Here is a 19435-nt window from a genome sequence, read left to right on the forward strand (position 1 = left end):
TATCATTCAGAAGAATTTTTCAGTATCCACCTTCACTATATAGCACCTTTTTTGAAAGCGCAAACATTTATTTTTCTGTATATCCTTTTTATTAAAGTTTATAGAACATCATTCTTCTACTTTCCTTATTTCCACTCGTTTAATTTGATGCATATCCTTTTCAAGGACTCTAAAATAAAAACCGTGTTTCTCAATAACATCTCCTTCAGCAACGATTTGTTTTTGTACCATAATCCAGCCACCAATTGTATCTACATCATCAGCAATTAAATGTATGCCAAGCAAATCATTTACTTCACTAATAAGCACTTTTCCCTCTACGATTTTATACCCTTCACTTACATGCTCTATAGGCGGGTGTTCATCTTCATCGTATTCATCTCGAATTTCTCCAACAATTTCTTCTAAAATATCCTCTAGTGTAACAATCCCTGCTGTACCACCATATTCATCATACAATACAGCTAATGGTATGTGTTTTCTTTGCATTTGTAATAGTAAATCATGAATTGGAATATTTTCTAGCACTTCAATAACTGGCCTTGTATATGGCATAATCGAGCACTCCTCGTCCCGATTCCCATCCATATAACGAATAAATAAATCTTTTACATTAACCATCCCAATAATTTCATCTTTATCTTCACCAAATACAGGATATCTCGTGTACTTTTCTTGTGCGATTACTTTAATATGTGTTTCGAATGGTTCGTCCTCATATAAGCCTACAACTTCCGTACGAGGTACCATAATTTCTTTTGCTACTCTATTATCAAATTCAAAAATATTATTTACATATTTAAATTCCCTTTGGTTAATCTCTCCGCTCTCATAGCTCTCAGATAAGATTAACCTTAATTCTTCTTCTGAATGAGCTACTTCATGTTCAGAAGCTGGATGTAATCCGAATAAACCAGTTACAACCCTCGCTGAACCATTCAAAGCCCAAATAAACGGATACATAACTCGGTAAAAATAAATAAGTGGTTTCGATAACAATAAGCTAACTTGTTCTGCTTTTTGTATAGCAAATGTCTTTGGAGCAAGTTCCCCAATGACAACATGTAAAAATGTAATTACTGCAAAGGCAATAATAAATGAAACTGTACTGGAAATTGCAGGTGAGAATTGTAATTTTAAAAACAACGGCTCGAGTAAATGTTTAATAGTTGGTTCCCCTAACCACCCGAGCCCTAAAGCAGTAATTGTAATACCTAGCTGACAGGCCGATAAATATTCATCTAAGTTTGAAGTTACCTTTTTAGCTGCCAGTGCACCTCGTCTTTTTTCGCTAACGAGTTGATCAATACGACTGCTACGTACCTTAATAATTGCAAACTCAACAGCCACAAAAAATGCTGTTAACCCAATAAGAATGACTACCATCAATAATTTTAAAATATCCACATATGTCCTTTAGCTTTCTTAGCTAAAGTTACACCTCCTTTTAAAAAGAAGTTTCACTTTAGTTTCTTCAATTATTGGAAAGCAACTCTATATAAAATCCACCAATTTTCAAACCTCATACAATTCTAAAGGTAAACCATCGGGATCTTGGAAAAAGACGAATTTCTTCTCTGTTATTTCATCAATACGGATCGATTCTGTCTCAACACCACATTGATTTAAATGCTTCACAGCTTCTTCTATATTTGTAACAGCAAATGCTAAATGTCTAAGACCTGCTGCTTCTGGAAAACTTTTGCGCTCAGGCGGATTTGGAAATGAAAATAATTCGATTTGATACTCTTCTCCTACACATAAATCTAATTTATAAGAATCTCGTTCCTTTCTATATACTTCATTCAGTTCTTTAAATCCTAATATTCTAGTATAAAAATACTTTGACGTCTCATAATTCGAACAAATAATTGCAACGTGATGCACTCTACATATATTCATACTCTCTCTATTCCTTTCTTTACCAAAGATGCATATTCTCTCTTGAAATGAAAAACATATATAGCAGAATATCTCTTTTAGGGGGCTTATCATGAAATTCATTACTTTTTTCGTCGGACTAATTGTTGTTTTCTTGCTCGCTTATATTGCTAGCAATAATAAGAAGCATATTAAATTTAAACCAATTTTTATCATGCTTATTATACAGTTAATTTTAACCTATTTACTACTAAATACAGAAGTCGGCCTCATACTAATTAGAATCATTTCCAGTTTGTTTACCAAGCTACTCGAGTATGCTGCTGATGGAATAAATTTCGTATTTGGTGGTCTTGCAAATAAAGGTGAAATGCCATTTTTCCTTAATGTATTATTACCAATCGTCTTTATTTCTGTTTTAATTGGCATATTACAACATTTCAAAATACTACCATTTTTTATTCATTGGATCGGGTACTTTCTTAGTAAAATAAATGGTCTTGGGAAATTAGAATCTTACAACGCTATCGCCTCTGCCATTGTCGGTCAATCAGAAGTTTTTATTACAGTGAAAAAGCAATTAGCTCAAATTCCAAAACACCGTCTTTATACACTTTGTGCCTCTGCTATGTCAACCGTATCTATGTCTATCGTAGGTGCCTATATGACAATGATTGAACCTAAATATGTAGTAACTGCACTCGTTCTCAATTTATTTAGCGGTTTTATTATCGTACTCATCATTAACCCTTACGACGTTAAAGATGACGAAGATATTTTAGAAATCAAAGGTGAAAAACAAAGCTTTTTTGAAATGCTTGGAGAATACATTCTTGATGGTTTTCGTGTAGCCATTGTTGTCGGCGCTATGCTCATCGGATTCGTCGCATTAATTAGTTGTATTAATGACCTGTTCCTCATTATATTCGGTATTACGTTCCAACAATTAATCGGCTATGTATTTGCACCTATCGCATTCCTTATCGGTGTACCAAGTTCTGAAATTGTCGCAGCTGGCAGCATTATGGCAACGAAGCTTGTAACGAATGAATTTGTTGCAATGATGGACCTCAGTAAAATTTCTAATAGCCTTTCTCCCCGTACAGTTGGTATTATTTCTGTTTTCCTTGTGTCTTTTGCCAATTTCTCTTCCATTGGTATTATTTCAGGTGCGGTAAAAGGACTAAACGAGGAACAAGGAAACGTTGTTGCGAGGTTTGGCCTTAAATTACTATATGGAGCTACTCTCGTTAGCATTTTATCTGCAATTATCGTAAGCATTATGTTGTAATTAGGTAAAATTTTATCATTTTCTTATCCCTATCTTTTGTATACAATAACGAATAGATGTCTTATAAATAATCAAGACATCTATTTTTTATACATGTACAATCGCTTTTATTTAGCGTAAAATATTTTTTATGTGTTTGAATACACTTCTAAATGTATACACTTTGATAGTTTTAAAGGAGAAAAAATGATGAAATCCGACACGAACAACAATACGCGAGCCAAAAAAGGACGCTCAAAGAAAAAACGCCTACTTTGGTTCCTTCTTATTCCATTACTAATTGTAGCACTTGGAGCAGGAGGCTACTCCTTCCATATATACAGTAAAGCAAAGTCCGTCTTAAATAATGCTTATGCTGAACTAGGTCGAGGAGATAAGTCCAGTAAACGTGAAAAAGCTGTTAAACCTATGACCGACAACATTTCCGTACTTATTATGGGTGTTGATGAAAGTGAAATTAGGGAAAAAGGTTATGGAAAAGCGACTCGAACAGATGCGTTATTACTTGCAACAATTAATAAAAACGATAAATCCGTTAAACTTGTAAGCATTCCACGTGACTCACGCGTCTACATTAAATCACGTGATAAATACGATAAAATTACACATGCGCACGTATTCGGTGGTGTAGACAGCACAATTGATACGGTAGAGAACTTTTTAGATGTTCCAGTTGATTATTATGTAAAATTCAACTTTAAATCCTTTATCAAAATTGTTGATTCTCTTGGTGGTATTACTGTGGACGTTCCAGTTGAGTTCACAGAGCAAAATAGTAAAGATGAAGCAGATGCAATTCATCTAAAAAAAGGACGTCAACATTTAAATGGAGAAGAGGCACTGGCACTAGCTAGAACTCGTCATATCGATAGTGATTATATGCGTGGCCAACGACAACAGCTTGTATTAGAGGCCATTGCTGAAAAGGCACTATCTCTTAATTCCATTAATAAAATCGGTGGCCTACTAGACGCTGTCGATAAAGACTTAAAAACCAATTTAACGTTTGATGATATGATGACAATTACAAAAAATTCAATGGATTCAAATTTAAAGATGGAAAAAATGCAAGTAGAAGGTACAGATAAGTATATAGGTGGTATTTATTATTACGTTCCAAATGAAAAAAGCGTCGATACTATTTCAACTACCCTTCAAAAACATCTCGGTGTTACGAATAAAAATGAACATAAAAAATTATAATAAAAAGGCTGCTAGATCTTTCTAGACAGCCTTTTTATTATATTTTTCAACATATTTTTCATACACATTGTGACAAGAAGTGACAATTATTACAGCAATGTAACATTTTTTATGAAAACATTACACACACAGTAAAAATAATAGTATACTAGTACGTACATAATGTTATTTTCATGATTTTTATACAAAAAATGTAATACATATATTTATACATAAATTTCTGGGGGGAAATAAATGAAGCTAAGTAAAATACTGATTGGTTCTGCAATTGCTGGGGGCATATTACTTTGTGTAGGCGGTGTTGGGGGATATCAATATGTCTCCAAATTAAATAATCAATTAGATACTACTGCATTACCAAATACTACATTTGAAGGTATTTCTCTCGATGGAAAAAATAAGAAAGATATTCAAGCCATTATTAATCAAAAGGTAACTGAATTAGATCAAAAATCCCTTACCTACATATTCCAAAACGATAAACAAACTTACACATGGAAAGATTTAGGGATAAATTATAAAGAGAAAGATATTATTGACAAAATCTTTAAAGAACAAGAAGGAAACGTAATGAATCGTTACAAAATGCGTAAGCAAGCTGAAAACGGTGAATTAAAACGGGACTATAAATTAACACCACAATTAAATGCAACTGCTTATGAAACCTTTATAAAAGATAAATATAATGAAACATTAAAAAATCCTGTTAATGCAGAATTAAGTATTGAAGGCTCAACAGTAAATGTTAGCCAAAGCCAAAACGGAGAAAAAATTGATAAAGGGAAACTAAACGGTTTAACAAACGAAGCTATTACTACTGGTAAATTAGATGTTACATTGCCAGTTACATTCATAAAACCAGAACGTTCTACAGAAGACATACAGAAAATGGGGATTAAAGAAGTCATTGCTGAATATTCTACGCCAATGGCTGGCCGTAACGGAAATCAATCATTTAACGTAAATAAGTCAGCCAATACTTTAAGTGGGGTTATTGTCGCACCTGATGAAACATTTAGTTTTAATGGCCGCGTTGGCGTAACTGACGCTGCACATGGTTATAAATCTGCAGCAGTATATTCACAAGGTAAAGTAATACAAAGTGCAGGCGGAGGAGTTTGCCAAGTCAGTAGTACTTTATACAGCGCAGCTTTAAGGGCAGATTTAGGCATTGTTTCTCGAAGCAATCATTCTATGCCGGTAAATTATTTACCACTTGGGCAAGATGCAGCAGTAGCAGATTATGGTCCAGATTTAAAATTTAAAAATAATACGGGCAATCATATTTATATTCAAGCATTTTCAAATGGAGGTAGTATTACTACACGCATTTTCGGTACAAATACTGGTAAAAATGTTGAAGTTTCTTCTCAAGTAATTAGTAGGACTAGTGATAAAATCACAGCGGTTACGTATAAAAAAGTAACACAAAACGGGGCAGTAATATCAAATGGACAAATTTCAAAAAGCGTATATAAAAGCGCTCCAAAAGAATAGATAATATCAACCGAATAGCATAAAGAAAAAGGCGTGATTTAATCACGCCTTTTTCTTTTGCAGTAATAGTAAAAAAGTTTCAAGATGGTCTTTCGTTTCTTCTAAAGACCACATACGATTCCCTTCCTTCGCAGCTAATACACACGCCTCTTCCCACACGTTCTTTTTCTTCATATTTATTAATTCATCACGTAATTTCAAAACGATTTCTTCGTCTTCTTGTTCAATAAACTCTTCCATCACGCTTACTATTTCATCCTCATGAATACTTAACGTACAGTACGATTTAAGAAAGTATTGTAATGTCGTATACATAATGTACTCCCCCTTCTTATTTATCAGATGGATAAGAAGTAATAATCTTAAACCCTAATTCTCCTGACTTATCTCTTGCTAAAACAGTAACAGTTTTTACCAACTTGTCTTTTACACTCATATTTTTCTTTATTACCGTTTTTCCAACCGGGAATGAATGTGTTGTATTTAATACGAGACGAGCCTCTTTAGAACTTTTTAACCAGTCTTGAATTTCCTTATCATGCTGCTTCAAACTATCTTTTACAGCTTTCGTTGCTGTTTCCTTGTCATAGTATGTACTTGCTGCTGATACTTTATCTGTCTTCAAGCGATTCTTCAAATCTTCTTCTGATTTGCCTACATGTCTTTCAATCGTATGACCATTTTTAGGTGGCCCTTCCATTTCATCTAAAATATTATCACTAATTTTTTCTACTGATGTCGATTGATTCCCTGTTTGTTTCTCTGTTTTTTGTTCTTTTCCTGCACATCCACTTAAGATCAGCATTAGTGCCAATAAACCACTCAAGAAAAGACTACTTATTCGTTTCATCATATCACCTCTTTCATGATTATTATCGCAACTTCACTAAAAGTCAATTTCACAACGAAAAAATCTATCAGTTTTCATTTTTTTCATCTATTTTTCCATATTTACCCGCGCAATTTCATCAACCCTCTATTTTTCTACTTTTATAATATATACCCCCTATATTTTATGATTATTTCCCAGATGAAAACACTGATAATATAACTATAGAACTCTTTTATATAAAGGTTTTCATAGTGTTTTTCAAAATAATTTAAAATACCCCTGTTTTTATATACCCAATACCTATATAAGGTATAAAGACACCTTCTTATCAACATTTTTCTACATTATGTAAATTTACCCTTGCCTATACAAACGAAATATGGTGTAATGCAAAAAAAGATAAAGGATTTTAAACAATGGCTGAAACGATTCAAAATTTCTTAACAGAATACTATTCAATCGCAATTCCACTTAGTATCTTAATTAACATCATCATTAGTCTTTTAGGTGTTATTCCTAGCATCTTTTTAACCGCCATTAACATACAGCTCTTCGGTGTAACAAATGGCACAATCATTTCAATCGCAGGTGAGGCCTTAGGGGCTATTATCTCGTTTTATATTTATCGTATAGGCCTTCAAAAGTTCACTCACGATAAAGTAAATAAGTACCCAAAGGTAGAGCGTCTTCTTTATGTAGAAGGTAGAGAGGCCTTTCTACTCGTTCTATCGTTCCGACTGATACCTTTCATCCCATCAAGTATCGTGACTTTATTTGCAGCTCTAGGGAAAATGTCATTACTCTCCTTCAGTATTGCCAGTACAATAGGTAAAATACCGGCCTTATTGATTGAAGTATATTCGGCATACCAAGTCATGAACGGAACAAATGAAGCGAAGTGGGTTGTAACGATCGCCGGTTGCATTGGATTGTTTTATTTGTGGAAAAAATGGAGAAAAAAATAAAGAAGGAGCATAGGCTCCTTCTTTATTTTTGAGGTATTTTATTAATAACTATCCCTTAAAACCTTAGTTTACACCAACAGCACTAAATGATTGCTTAACTGCTGCTACTTCAGCAGAATTTGCACCATATAAGTCTGCAGCAGCTTGTACCGCACCAGCACGAGCTTGACTAAATGTAGTAGATTGTGTGAAATACTGTGTATTTGCACGGTAGTAAATCGCACCTAATTTATCTTTTCCGATACCAGTTACAGTTACACCAAAATGCGTACCGCCATTTGCTAATAAATAAGCTTGTTTATTAATAATGCCGCTGTTTGTATGAACGCCACCGTTATCACTTGAACCCGTGTAACGCTTAGAATAATGGTCTGGATCACCATACTTCGTAGGATCACTCATAGAGCGAAGCGCGTCTCCTGCTTTACCAGGTGTGTAAATATCTTCACCAATCTCCCAATCTGGGTTACGGTTATCATAGAATTCTACTAAAGTACCAAAGATATCAGAAATCGCTTCATTTAACGCTCCTGATTCATTTTGATAAATTAGATTTGAACTATTTTCCGTAACAGCATGCGTTAATTCGTGACCAATTACATCAATACCACCAGATAATGAAGTGAATGTTACACCATCACCATCTCCGTATACCATTTGTGATCCGTTCCAGAATGCATTATTATAATTACTTCCGTAATGAACTGTTGATTTTAACGGCGCTCCTGCATCATTAATAGAATTTCTATTAAATGTAGCTTTATAGTAATCATATGTTTTACCTGCATAGTAATGAGCATCTACTGCCGCTGCATCATACGCTGCATTGAAAACATTATCCGCATCTGCCCATAATGTCCCTGGTAATGTTGAACGGTTTTTCGCATCATATGTGAAAATCGTTGCCCCACGCGTATTATCTTGTAAGTAGTAAGATGATCCAGATAACGTTGTATTAAGCGACTTCGTATCTCCTAATACACCTTTACCAGTTCCAACTTTATTTGTTCCTGTTACAGGCTTTATAACAGCTTTCGCATCCTGTTTAGGAGCCTCTTGCTTAACTGGTGACTTATCATCATTCGTCACATGATCAATTGTATTAAACTTATTTAATACTTTACCGCTGTCTGCCTCAATGAAATAGTAGTAGTTTCCTGGACTTGGGTCTAGGAAGTTTAAATTCACAACATATGCATATGTTGTTTCCTCACCATTTTGATATACATATAAGTCCGCTTTTGGTTCTACCTCATATTTCGGTGTTACGCCTAAATCTTGCTGCGCAATTTCAATCGCTTTTGTGCCTTCAATCTTATTTTTATTTTTCAACTTTTCCTTTTTGTCTAAATCAGGTGCAACTGTTCCAGACAACACTTTTAAAGAACCGTCTTTACTTACGTGAGCTACTTGAGTAGAACCCCATACAGGTACTCCTTCGTAAACTTGTTGCATACGTACTACTGTTGAATCAGTTACAGCATCTTTCTTCACTTGTTTCACTTTGAAAGAATCTTGCGCACTCTTTTCCCCTAGCTTGTAATCACCTTTTGCTGCGTTTAAGTAATCAAACACAACAGATTCTGCTTTCTTACCAGTCGCTCCAGTTAAATCACCAGAAATAAACTCAGGTGACTGTACTGTCTCATTGTACTTCTTCGTAGAGAGTACATTTTTAGAATCCGCAAACGCAGAGCCTGTCCCTCCAAACGTTGTAACTGCCATTCCTGTCGCTAACACTAATGCTAAACTCTTCTTTTTCATATAACCTTCCCCCTAATAAAAAATTTTTTGAAAAAGAGTAGTTTCATATTAGCATTATGTTTCCACTATTAATATACTAAAAATTCAAATAATTTTTTTCTCAAGTTTTGTAGAATTTTGAGGAACAAATATTGAAAAAACCCTTTCCGATTGGAAAGGGGTTTTTCAATATTTTCTTAACCATAAATATCTGGATTAGAGTAATTTATAACCTTTTCTTCTGAAAATTTAAAACCGTAAATATCTGGGTTAGAATATTTTATACTACTTTCTTTTAAAGCGTTTAATCCATAAATATCTGGATTAGAGTAATTTACTGAGCCTTCTTTTAAAGACTTTACCCCATATATGTCTGGATTTGAATAATTAACGCCTAAAGAAAGAATCGCTACTATTCCAAGCCCTACTGCACCATAAATGCGCTTTTTCAATTCAATTCCTCCTTTTCTTCTAAAACTTTAATAACTTCTTTATAATATTTATTACTTTCCTCATACTTAAATTCATTCTCTAAATACATAGCTAATTCTAAATAAGCATTTTTTAATTCCTTCATACTACCTACACTCTTAAAAAACGGAATAGCCTCATTCTCTAAAAATCTCTTAAATTCTTGAGATTCTCCAAAATATTTATACTTAAATATACAGAATGAATAAATCATTTTATTGTATTTCTCATCACTCCGTGAGCAATCAATTCCTTTTTCTATCCATTCCTGCGCTTCTTCATAACGTTTAAGATGAATGTATTGCTTAGCCAGTCCATAAATTGTTTCAATATAATTCATATTGACAGTCTTCTGCAATTCGAAACTTTGAAGAAAATAGTCTTTAGATTTATCATGCTCATTTTTATAATGGTATAATTCCCCCATATTATTTAAAGTCATAGCTTTAATCATATCTTTTTCCGCAAAAGAATCTACTTCTCTTAATATACTCTCATAAATCTTTAGAGCTTCTTCATATTGTGCTTTTTCAACATAACTTAAAGCAATAATCGTTTGACAATTTATTACATAACGGAATTTATATTCGTTACGGAACCCCTCCATGGCAATATGAGCAAAATGCATGGCTAAATGTGGTATATTTAGATGACTATACGCAAGACTTAGGTTATAATATATCCCCGTTTCATAATATCCTTGCTCTTTAGCCATTTCTTCTGTTTCAATTAAATATTTTAAACTTTCCTTATGCTTATATTGCAAACTAAGTAATAATGCCTTACTGTACGTATACAATAACTTTTGAAAGGGTGAGTATTTCTTGTACACTTTCTTCAATCTGTCCAATTCTTCTTCAAGAGCAGGTAGATCTCGCTTCATCATTAAATAACGTGTATACAGCAGTTTATAATAATTTATAATTTCAAAATCCAACACATGCTTCATTTCACCTTGTAACTCTTCATATATACGTTCTACTTGTTGCTTGTCCAAATGAACTAGTGCATTCAGCCATTCATCCAGCTTCCCCTTCACATCTTCTTCTACATCTCTCAAATCCGTCACGGCAATTTCTAGTCTTGTGCAGAGCAATTGTAGAATTTCTTCTGATGCTTCGATCTTTCCATTTTCAATCTTACTTAAGTATGAGACAGAACAAATGCCCTGACATAATTCTTCTTGTGTCATTTTTTGCTGTAGCCGTTTATAAAAGACTTGTTTGCCTATTTTTTCTAATGTTTGTTGCATTGTCCTCCTCCATTCTCATTACCCCCATTACTCTAATAATACATAAAATCTGGAGAAATATAAATTGATAAATATAAATTTTCTAAAAAATATGCATAATTTCATTTTTTTCTCTCTTGACTTCACTTCAATATCTCTTCTTTGCTACGAATGGTGAAAAATTGGTATACTATAACCAAATTATGGAGGTGTTCTCGCGATGACTCATTATAAAGACGATAGTTATGCCTTACATACAGACCTATATCAAATCAACATGGCTTATACATATTGGAAAGATGGTATTCATAATCGCCGTTCCGTGTTTGATTTATACTTTCGAAAGCTTCCATTCGAGAACGGTTATGCTGTTTTTGCTGGCCTTGAGAAAATTGTAGAGTACATAGAAAATTTCAGTTTTACTGAAAGCGATATCGCTTATTTAGCAGAATTACAATTTGAAGAAGAATTCCTTCATTATTTACAAAATATGAAATTCACTGGGACGATTCGCAGTATGCAAGAAGGTGAAGTTGTATTTAATAACGAGCCTTTATTACGTGTTGATGCACCACTGGGTGAAGCACAAATTATTGAAACCGCCCTCTTAAATATTGTGAATTACCAAACATTAATTGCAACAAAAGCTGCTCGTATGAAACATGCTGCAAGTAATGATGAGCTTTTAGAGTTCGGCACAAGACGCGCCCATGAGTTCGATGCTGCCCTTTGGGGGACACGCGCTGCCTTTATTGGTGGTTTCTCCTCTACAAGCAACGTTCGTGCTGGAAAACGCTTCGGGATCCCTGTAGCTGGCACACATGCGCACTCGTTCGTTCAAGCATATCGCGATGAATACGTCGCATTTAAGAAATACGCTGAAACTCATAAAAAATGCGTCTTTCTCGTTGATACATATGACACATTGAAATCTGGTGTTCCAAATGCGATTCGTGTCGCCAAAGAATTTGGAGATCGTATTGATTTCTATGGTATACGTCTTGATAGTGGTGATATGGCTTATTTATCTAAAAAGGCAAGAAAACTACTAGATGAAGCAGGATTTACAAATACAAAAATTATCGCTTCTAGCGATTTAGATGAATACACAATTATGCACCTTAAATCTCAAGGAGCAAAAATTGACGTATGGGGCGTTGGGACGAAATTAATTACGTCCTTTGAGCAACCTGCATTAGGGGCTGTTTACAAACTAGTTGCGATTGAAGATACTGACGGAAAATTAAATGATACGATTAAAATTTCATCTAATCCTGAAAAAATTACCACTCCAGGACTGAAACGAATTTATCGTATTATCAATCGGGTTAACGATCATGCAGAAGGCGATTATATTGCGTTAGATTCTGAAGAACCTGGAAAAGAAGAGCGCTTAAAAATGTTCCATCCAGTTCACACATATATAAGTAAATTCGTAACAAACTTTGAAGCCCGTGAACTCCATAAAGACATTTTCGTTAACGGTGAAAGAACATATGAACTACCAAGTATATTAGATATTCAACAATATAATGAACAGAGTCTCGCTCTATTTTGGGAAGAATACATGCGAACTTTAAATCCCGAAGAGTATCCTGTCGATTTAAGCCAAGAATGTTGGGATCATAAAATGAATTACATTCAAACTGTTCGAGAACAAGTTGAAAAAAACATACAAAAGTAAACAGAGAAGTTTCTCCTTCTCTGTTTTTTTCAATACTATATGGATATTTGTAAAAAATATATTAAAATAATAAGACGAATGTTTTTTATTTGTAAATTTTAATATTATACTATTCAAAAGTAAAATAATATTTGATATTATTTTATTGAATCAATTTCAACAAAATCACTAGTAAAAAAGAGGACGCAGGTTACGTCCTCTTTTTTATAAATCCTTCACTCGTAATACACGCATTGCATTTAACACTGCAAGTAGTGTCACACCAACATCTGAGAAAACAGCTTCCCACATTGTTGCAATACCAAAGGCACCAAGTAATAGAACGATCCCTTTTACACCTAAAGCAAAGATGATATTCTGCCACACTATACTTCTTGTGCGTTTTGCAATTTTTACAGCTGTCGCAATTTTCGAAGGCTCATCAGTCATAATAACGATGTCTGCCGCTTCAATCGCTGCATCTGATCCTAAACCACCCATCGCAATACCAACGTCTGCACGGGCTAATACTGGTGTATCATTAATACCGTCACCAACGAAGGCAATTTTTTCTTTTCCGTGCTTCGCTGCATCAATTTTTTCAATCTCTTCTACTTTTTGTTGCGGTAGTAATTCCGCATGAACTTCATCTAAGCCTAATTCTTTACCGACAGCTTCACCAACTGTTTTTGCATCACCAGTTAACATTACTGTCTTTTTAATACCTAGTTCTTTTAACTTTTGAATCGCTTGTTTCGAATCCTCTTTCACCTCATCAGAGATAACAATATAACCTGCATATTTTCCATCTACAGCAACGTGAACTAATGTACCTACTGTTTCTGGTTGTTTAAATTCAATATTTTCTTTTCTCATTAATTTTGCATTACCTGCAAAAATTTCTTTTCCTTGTACTTTTACGACTGTACCGTGACCAGAAATTTCGTTATAATCATCGATTATTTTTTCATCAATTGATTTTCCATATGCCTTTCGAATAGATTGGGCAATCGGATGGTTAGAATACACTTCAGCAAATGCCGCATACTCTAATAACTCTTCGCTTGTAGTACCTTCACTCGGTTCCATTTTTGTAACTTTGAAAACACCTTTTGTTAATGTTCCTGTTTTGTCAAAAACAATATATTTTACATCATTTAAAGCTTCTAAATAGTTACTACCTTTTACTAACACACCACTTTTAGATGCACCACCGATACCTCCAAAGAATCCAAGGGGAATGGATACAACTAACGCACATGGACAAGAGATTACTAAGAACACTAAAGCTCTATAAATCCAATCAGAGAATGTAGCCCCTTCTAAAATAAGCGGTGGAATAAACGCCATGATAGCAGCTGTAATAACTACAACTGGAGTGTAGTAACGCGCAAACTTCGTAATAAAGTTTTCTGTTGGTGCTTTTTTACTGCTTGCATTTTGAACTAAATCTAAAATTTTCGATACAGTTGATTCACCAAATTCTTTTGTAACTTCAATTGTCAACACGCCGTTTTGGTTCACAAAGCCACTTAATACATCATTTCCAACTTCAACTTCACGTGGTACAGATTCACCAGTTAATGCTGAAGTATCTACCATTGATGTTCCTTCAATTACTTTTCCGTCTAATGGTACTTTCTCACCTGGCTTAACGATAATATAATCGCCAATTTGTACATCTTCTGGTGATACTTGTTTCGTTTCATTTCCAACCTTTACATTCGCATAATCAGGACGAATATCCATTAATGAAGTAATGGATTTTCGAGAGCGGTTTACCGCAATGCTTTGGAATAGTTCTCCTACTTGATAAAATAGCATTACTGCTACAGCTTCTGAATATTGCTGAATTGCAAAAGCTCCTACAGTTGCAATTGCCATTAAGAAGTTTTCATCAAATACTTGGCCACGAGTTATGTTTCTTACCGCTCTCCAAACGATATCTCCACCTATTAATAAATAAGCAAGGACGAATAACGGAATTGTTACCATTTGTGGTAAGCCCGCTAATGCAGCAATTGCTGTCAAAATTCCGCCGACCACTAATCTCCCTACCACCTTTTTCACGTTTGCTTCACCATGATCGTGACTATGTCCGTGGTCATGACCGTTCTTCTCTTCACGAACAACTTTCACATCTGGCTCTAACTTTTGAACGACATTTGTTATATTTGCTACAGTCGCTTCTAGTTCTCTTTTATTCGCAACTTCTACTCGTAGTTTCTTCGATACGAAATCAACAGTTGCTTCTGAGACAGCTGGCATTTCCTTAACTTTATTTTCAATTTTCATTGCACAGTTCGCGCAATCTAAACCTTCTAATATAAATACTTCTTTAGCAATTTTATTTTTTTGTTCTTCTTGTACTTTAATATGCGGTTCTAATTTTGTAACGAGTTGTTTTGCTTCCGTAACAACTTCGTTTTCTTTATTTTGTGCTGTTTCTAAGATCATTGTCTTTGTTGCGAAGTTTACAGAGCAAGAATTTACTCCTTCTATATTCCCAACACCTTTTTCAATTTTCATTGCACAATTCGCACAATCTAAACCTTCTAACATCAGTTTCTTTTTCACTAATGCTTCAGCCATCGTTCTCCCTCCTCGCGTTCTTTTTATTCTTCTTCGTTTACGTGTTCAAACGCTTGCTCGAAGATATGAATTACGTGCTGGTCAGCTAACGAATAATAAACAACCTTTCCTTCTTTACGATTCTTCACAAGTTTCGCTTGCTTTAACACACGAAGCTGATGCGAAATAGATGATTGTGTCATTCCTAATAAATAAGCTAAATCACAAACGCACATTTCAGCTTCAAATAGCGCATGTAATATTCTCGTACGTGTACGGTCACCTAATACTTTAAATAGTTCTGCTACTTTACTTAAACTTTCATCAGTTGGAATTGTTTGTTTTACTTGCTCAACAACTTCTTCATGAATTATCGTTTGAGAACATGTCTCTTGTGGTGTCTCTACTTTATTTCCAGCCATTATAGCTCACCTCTTTAATTGAACATATGAACAATCATTCATATATATTATACTCTTATTATATGAGCGCCTACTCATATGTGTCAATGAAATCTGATTTTTTTTTATGAACATTTCGTTCACATTTTAGTAAGGCATATACATATTTTCCGCATCCTCTATATTCTCATACAAAAAAGGATGTACAATTCGCACACCCCTTTTTACTTACTTTTCATTTTTCACCGCATCCACAATTAAAGAAACAAATCCTAACTGATTATCCCGATTTCTATGGTCAAAACGTTTCGATCGATATATAAATCCATCTTTCTCATTCCAATCATTATAGTGGAACTTACCATTCTCATCACAGTATTCCAAAAGCCTCACTTGAAAACCTGCTGATTCAAACATGGACGTGATTGTTTTGTAGTTATGAACAATTTTATGGCTTGCTGCAGGATGATCTAATGGACCAGGTCCACCTACTTGTACCCCTTGCTGATATTCTTCATCTGGGAAAAATGCATCTGGTACTGCACAACGAATATATCCATTCTCTATTAAAAATTCATAACAAATTTTTGCAGCTTCAATTCCTTCTTCATATGATAAATGCTCCCATACATGTTCTGCCAAAATTACTGATAAAGAATTAGGTTGAAATTTATCCCGCCAAGTTTCTCTTCGTACTAAATTTAATTCTTCTTCATTCGTATGTAACCAACCAGGGTTATTATTATAACCCTCTGCTCCAACAACAACTTTCGTTTTTAACATTTCTCTCCCACCCTTTTTCATATTCCGACATAAAATTTCAACAAAGTAATATACATTCCCTTTATTTCAACAAAAGAAAAAGCCTTGCGCGCTCCCTAGACGCACAAGGCTTACTATCTTATATCCCTTTAATCAGCTTTTAATTAGCTTGTTCTAAATTATCCTGCGAACTTCCATCGTCTTTTAAATGACTATGTTTTTTCGAATAAACAAAGTATACAACTACTCCAATTGCTAACCAAACACCGAAGTATATCCATGTTTTTAATGGTAGGTTTACCATTAAGAATAGACAACATGCAACTGAAATGATCGGCAAGATCGGTACAAGTGGTACCATAAATCCACGTTGTAATTTCGGATGCGTTTTACGAAGAATGATAACAGTTACACCAACCATGGCGAATGTTAATAACGCTCCAATATTCGCTAAATTTGACAATTCTTTTAAATCGATAAATCCAGCAATTAAAGCACTACCAATTCCTGTTAACCAAACTGAGAATGTTGGCGCTTCAGTCTTCTTGTTAATTTTCGCGAAAGATTTTGGTAATAAACCGTCACGACTCATAGCGAAGAATACGCGTGTCGTAGCGTAGATGTACGCGAAAATTACAGCCATAATACCAATTACAGCTCCAATAGCAATTACACCAGCCACTTTATCTTGTCCTACAACTTCTAGTACATAGGCCATAGCTTCAGGTACATCTAATTCCTTGTAAGAAACCATACCTGTCATAACGAGACAAACTACAACATAAATGATTGTACAAATGACTAATGAAGCAATAATACCAATCGGTAGATCACGTTGCGGATTTTTTACTTCTTCAGCAGAAGTTGCTAATGCATCAAATCCTAAGAAAGCGAAGAATACTGCTGCTCCCCCCGCGAAAACTCCACTTAAACCGTACGGTGCAAATGGTATCCAGTTTTCTGGTTTCACGTAGAATACACCAACTGCAATGAATAAAACAACAATACCAATTTTAATTAATACCATTATGTTATTCACACGCTTACTTTCTTTCGTACCTCTTGATAATAACCAAGTTATTACTAACGTAACGATAACTGCCGGTAAGTTTACCATACCACCTTGCGCTGGAATCGTTAACAATGCTTTTGGAATTTCAAGTCCCAATCCACTCACTAAGTTATGGAAATAACCCGTCCATCCGCCAGCTACTGCGGCAGTCGTTACGACATATACGGATAGTAATGTCCATCCCATTAAATGAGCAACAAACTCACCAATTGTTGCATACGAATATGTGTACACACTACCTGAAACAGGAAGTGTAGATGCAACTTCTGCATAACATAATGCTGCAAATCCACAAACAATTGCTGCAATCATAAATGAAAAAATAACTGCTGGACCAGCATCTCTTGCTGCTACTAATCCAGTTAATACTAGAACTCCTGTACCAATTATCGCACCAATCCCTAGCATTGTTAGGTCAAATGCCCCTAGCGTTTTCGTCAAAGTTTTACTTTTACTTTCCCCTAACAATTGCGTAACGGATTTCTTTTTAAATAGGTTGGCCACGATGTATGCCCCCTTTTACTAAGAAGAGCTAAGAGGTATTATCTCTTAGCTCTTATCATGTTGTATTATATATTGTTCGATTTTGTTTTGTATAATGCTTCTATTAGCAAGATACTGTTTCTGCTTCTAATAATTCTTTTGCACCTTTGTACTCTACACCGTGAGCTTCTGCAACTGCTTCGAATGTTACATAGCCATCTAATGTGTTAATACCTTTTAGTAATGCAGAGTTACCTAGGCAAGCTTCTTTGTAGCCTTTGTTAGCAATTTGTACTGCATATGGTACTGTTACGTTTGTTAATGCAAGAGTTGATGTACGTGGAACCGCACCTGGCATGTTTGCAACTGCATAATGAACAACGCCGTGTTTTTCATAAGTTGGGTTATCATGAGTTGTAATACGATCAGTTGTTTCGAAAATACCACCTTGGTCAATCGCGATATCTACAACAACAGAACCTGGTTCCATTGATTTAATCATTTCTTCTGTTACAAGTTTTGGAGCTTTTGCACCTGGGATTAATACTGCACCGATTACAAGATCAGACTCTTTAACAGCTTCTGCAATATTGTAAGGATTAGACATTAAAGTTTTTACTTGGTTTCCGAAAATGTCATCTAATTGACGAAGACGTTCTGCGCTTAAGTCGATGATTGTTACATCCGCACCTAGTCCAACTGCAATTTTAGCAGCATTTGTACCAGCTTGTCCACCACCGATGATTGTTACTTTACCACGTTTAACCCCTGGAACACCTGCAAGTAAGATACCTTTACCGCCTTTGTTTTTCTCAAGGAATTGTGCACCAATTTGTGCAGCCATACGACCAGCTACTTCACTCATAGGTGCAAGTAATGGTAGAGAACGGTTTTCTAATTGTACTGTTTCATATGCAATTGCAACAACTTTCTTCTCAATTAACGCTTTTGTTAATTCTGGCTCTGGAGCTAAGTGTAAGTATGTGAATAAGATTAAGCCTTCACTGAAGTGTTTGTATTCGCTTTCAATTGGTTCTTTAACTTTCATAACCATTTCCATGTTCCAAGCTTCTTCAGCTGTATCAACAATTTTTGCTCCCGCTTCAACATACTGAGCATCTGTGAAACCAGATCCTAACCCTGCACCCTTTTGAATGAATACTTCGTGATTGTTACGAATTAAATGTACAACACCTGCTGGTGTCATTGCCACACGGTTTTCGTTGTTTTTAATTTCTGCTGGTACCCCAATACGCATAATGAAATGCCCCCTTATAATTAACAGAAAAAAGAGATTCTTTTTTCTTTTTGTAATAATTAATAACTTATGTCCTTATTCTAGCATAACTTAAAAGTTATGAAAACGCTA

The 19435-nt window shown here is 34.8% G+C and carries 17 protein-coding genes; 5 read left to right on the plus strand and 12 right to left on the minus strand.

The features are described 5' to 3' along the window. Positions 1 to 108: 108 nt before the first annotated feature. A complete protein-coding gene (locus tag ACTJJY_RS13750) occupies positions 109 to 1407 on the minus strand; it encodes a hemolysin family protein (RefSeq protein ID WP_440605735.1) in 1299 nt (432 codons plus the stop codon). 108 nt (positions 1408 to 1515) lie between these two features. Next, positions 1516 to 1902 (minus strand): SMU1112c/YaeR family gloxylase I-like metalloprotein, encoded by a 387-nt coding sequence (gloA2, locus tag ACTJJY_RS13755; RefSeq protein ID WP_001017682.1) that lies wholly within the window; start codon positions 1900 to 1902, stop codon positions 1516 to 1518. Positions 1903 to 1993: 91 nt separating this feature from the next. On the opposite strand from gloA2, the gene ACTJJY_RS13760 reads away from it, so the two are divergent. The 3 genes from ACTJJY_RS13760 (at position 1994) to ACTJJY_RS13770 (ending at position 5872) form a co-directional block, all read left to right on the plus strand. Continuing rightward, positions 1994 to 3172, plus strand: coding sequence for a NupC/NupG family nucleoside CNT transporter (locus tag ACTJJY_RS13760; protein ID WP_000668875.1), 1179 nt, complete (start codon positions 1994 to 1996; stop codon positions 3170 to 3172). Between the two features lie 186 nt (positions 3173 to 3358). Next, the gene (locus tag ACTJJY_RS13765; protein ID WP_002153524.1) at positions 3359 to 4375 is read left to right on the plus strand and encodes an LCP family protein; all 1017 of its coding nucleotides are present in this window, start codon (positions 3359 to 3361) and stop codon (positions 4373 to 4375) included. A gap of 234 nt (positions 4376 to 4609) precedes the next feature. Then, on the plus strand, positions 4610 to 5872 hold the full coding sequence (locus ACTJJY_RS13770; protein ID WP_440605736.1) for a VanW family protein: 1263 nt from the start codon (positions 4610 to 4612) through the stop codon (positions 5870 to 5872). A gap of 42 nt (positions 5873 to 5914) precedes the next feature. Here the strand turns inward: ACTJJY_RS13770 and ACTJJY_RS13775 are convergent, their stop codons facing one another. Continuing rightward, positions 5915 to 6187, minus strand: coding sequence for a hypothetical protein (locus tag ACTJJY_RS13775; RefSeq protein ID WP_000288806.1), 273 nt, complete (start codon positions 6185 to 6187; stop codon positions 5915 to 5917). Between the two features lie 16 nt (positions 6188 to 6203). Continuing rightward, entirely contained in the window at positions 6204 to 6722 is a 519-nt protein-coding gene (locus tag ACTJJY_RS13780) for an RNase A-like domain-containing lipoprotein (RefSeq protein ID WP_440605737.1), read from the minus strand. Between the two features lie 398 nt (positions 6723 to 7120). On the opposite strand from ACTJJY_RS13780, the gene ACTJJY_RS13785 reads away from it, so the two are divergent. After that, the gene (locus ACTJJY_RS13785; RefSeq protein WP_213746248.1) at positions 7121 to 7669 is read left to right on the plus strand and encodes a TVP38/TMEM64 family protein; all 549 of its coding nucleotides are present in this window, start codon (positions 7121 to 7123) and stop codon (positions 7667 to 7669) included. A gap of 63 nt (positions 7670 to 7732) precedes the next feature. Here ACTJJY_RS13785 and ACTJJY_RS13790 read toward each other — a convergent pair whose 3' ends face one another. The 3 genes from ACTJJY_RS13790 to ACTJJY_RS13800 form a co-directional block, all read right to left on the minus strand. Continuing rightward, positions 7733 to 9433, minus strand: coding sequence for a M4 family metallopeptidase (locus ACTJJY_RS13790; protein ID WP_440605738.1), 1701 nt, complete (start codon positions 9431 to 9433; stop codon positions 7733 to 7735). A gap of 176 nt (positions 9434 to 9609) precedes the next feature. Beyond that, positions 9610 to 9864, minus strand: coding sequence for a hypothetical protein (locus tag ACTJJY_RS13795; RefSeq protein ID WP_000746247.1), 255 nt, complete (start codon positions 9862 to 9864; stop codon positions 9610 to 9612). Continuing rightward, complete coding sequence (locus ACTJJY_RS13800) at positions 9861 to 11135, minus strand: tetratricopeptide repeat protein (RefSeq protein ID WP_440605739.1); 1275 nt, start codon at positions 11133 to 11135, stop codon at positions 9861 to 9863. Before ACTJJY_RS13800 ends, ACTJJY_RS13795 begins: the two co-directional genes overlap by 4 nt. Positions 11136 to 11334: 199 nt before the next feature. On the opposite strand from ACTJJY_RS13800, the gene ACTJJY_RS13805 reads away from it, so the two are divergent. Further along, entirely contained in the window at positions 11335 to 12798 is a 1464-nt protein-coding gene (locus tag ACTJJY_RS13805) for a nicotinate phosphoribosyltransferase (RefSeq protein ID WP_000150186.1), read from the plus strand. 204 nt (positions 12799 to 13002) lie between these two features. On the opposite strand, the gene ACTJJY_RS13810 is transcribed toward ACTJJY_RS13805, so the two are convergent. The 5 genes from ACTJJY_RS13810 to ald all read right to left on the minus strand — a co-directional run bounded on the left by ACTJJY_RS13810 (position 13003) and on the right by ald (position 19324). Further along, entirely contained in the window at positions 13003 to 15369 is a 2367-nt protein-coding gene (locus tag ACTJJY_RS13810) for a heavy metal translocating P-type ATPase (protein WP_440605740.1), read from the minus strand. Between the two features lie 23 nt (positions 15370 to 15392). Beyond that, positions 15393 to 15770 carry an ArsR/SmtB family transcription factor gene (locus tag ACTJJY_RS13815; protein WP_000918378.1) on the minus strand — a complete coding sequence of 126 codons (378 nt, stop codon included), beginning with the start codon at positions 15768 to 15770 and terminating at the stop codon, positions 15393 to 15395. Between the two features lie 207 nt (positions 15771 to 15977). Beyond that, entirely contained in the window at positions 15978 to 16532 is a 555-nt protein-coding gene (locus tag ACTJJY_RS13820) for a class I SAM-dependent methyltransferase (protein ID WP_440605741.1), read from the minus strand. 139 nt (positions 16533 to 16671) lie between these two features. Beyond that, positions 16672 to 18087 carry an amino acid permease gene (locus tag ACTJJY_RS13825; protein ID WP_001284886.1) on the minus strand — a complete coding sequence of 472 codons (1416 nt, stop codon included), beginning with the start codon at positions 18085 to 18087 and terminating at the stop codon, positions 16672 to 16674. 103 nt (positions 18088 to 18190) lie between these two features. After that, positions 18191 to 19324 carry an alanine dehydrogenase gene (ald, locus tag ACTJJY_RS13830; protein ID WP_001219741.1) on the minus strand — a complete coding sequence of 378 codons (1134 nt, stop codon included), beginning with the start codon at positions 19322 to 19324 and terminating at the stop codon, positions 18191 to 18193. Between the last annotated feature and the right edge of the window lie 111 nt (positions 19325 to 19435).

Origin of the sequence: Bacillus sp. 22475 (assembly GCF_052044835.1) — a bacterium.
Lineage (GTDB): Bacteria > Bacillota > Bacilli > Bacillales > Bacillaceae_G > Bacillus_A > Bacillus_A cereus.

What these genes read in the sequence shown, in the direction of transcription:
- ACTJJY_RS13800 (WP_440605739.1), bottom strand. Translation starts at nt 11,135, where the DNA reads ATGCAACAAACATTAGAAAAAATAGGCAAACAAGTCTTTTATAAACGG.
- ald (WP_001219741.1), bottom strand. Translation starts at nt 19,324, where the DNA reads ATGCGTATTGGGGTACCAGCAGAAATTAAAAACAACGAAAACCGTGTG.
- ACTJJY_RS13775 (WP_000288806.1), bottom strand. Translation starts at nt 6,187, where the DNA reads ATGTATACGACATTACAATACTTTCTTAAATCGTACTGTACGTTAAGT.
- ACTJJY_RS13810 (WP_440605740.1), bottom strand. Translation starts at nt 15,369, where the DNA reads ATGGCTGAAGCATTAGTGAAAAAGAAACTGATGTTAGAAGGTTTAGAT.
- ACTJJY_RS13820 (WP_440605741.1), bottom strand. Translation starts at nt 16,532, where the DNA reads ATGTTAAAAACGAAAGTTGTTGTTGGAGCAGAGGGTTATAATAATAAC.
- ACTJJY_RS13770 (WP_440605736.1), top strand. Translation starts at nt 4,610, where the DNA reads ATGAAGCTAAGTAAAATACTGATTGGTTCTGCAATTGCTGGGGGCATA.
- ACTJJY_RS13790 (WP_440605738.1), bottom strand. Translation starts at nt 9,433, where the DNA reads ATGAAAAAGAAGAGTTTAGCATTAGTGTTAGCGACAGGAATGGCAGTT.
- ACTJJY_RS13765 (WP_002153524.1), top strand. Translation starts at nt 3,359, where the DNA reads ATGATGAAATCCGACACGAACAACAATACGCGAGCCAAAAAAGGACGC.
- ACTJJY_RS13760 (WP_000668875.1), top strand. Translation starts at nt 1,994, where the DNA reads ATGAAATTCATTACTTTTTTCGTCGGACTAATTGTTGTTTTCTTGCTC.
- ACTJJY_RS13785 (WP_213746248.1), top strand. Translation starts at nt 7,121, where the DNA reads ATGGCTGAAACGATTCAAAATTTCTTAACAGAATACTATTCAATCGCA.
- ACTJJY_RS13805 (WP_000150186.1), top strand. Translation starts at nt 11,335, where the DNA reads ATGACTCATTATAAAGACGATAGTTATGCCTTACATACAGACCTATAT.
- ACTJJY_RS13815 (WP_000918378.1), bottom strand. Translation starts at nt 15,770, where the DNA reads ATGGCTGGAAATAAAGTAGAGACACCACAAGAGACATGTTCTCAAACG.
- ACTJJY_RS13780 (WP_440605737.1), bottom strand. Translation starts at nt 6,722, where the DNA reads ATGAAACGAATAAGTAGTCTTTTCTTGAGTGGTTTATTGGCACTAATG.
- gloA2 (WP_001017682.1), bottom strand. Translation starts at nt 1,902, where the DNA reads ATGAATATATGTAGAGTGCATCACGTTGCAATTATTTGTTCGAATTAT.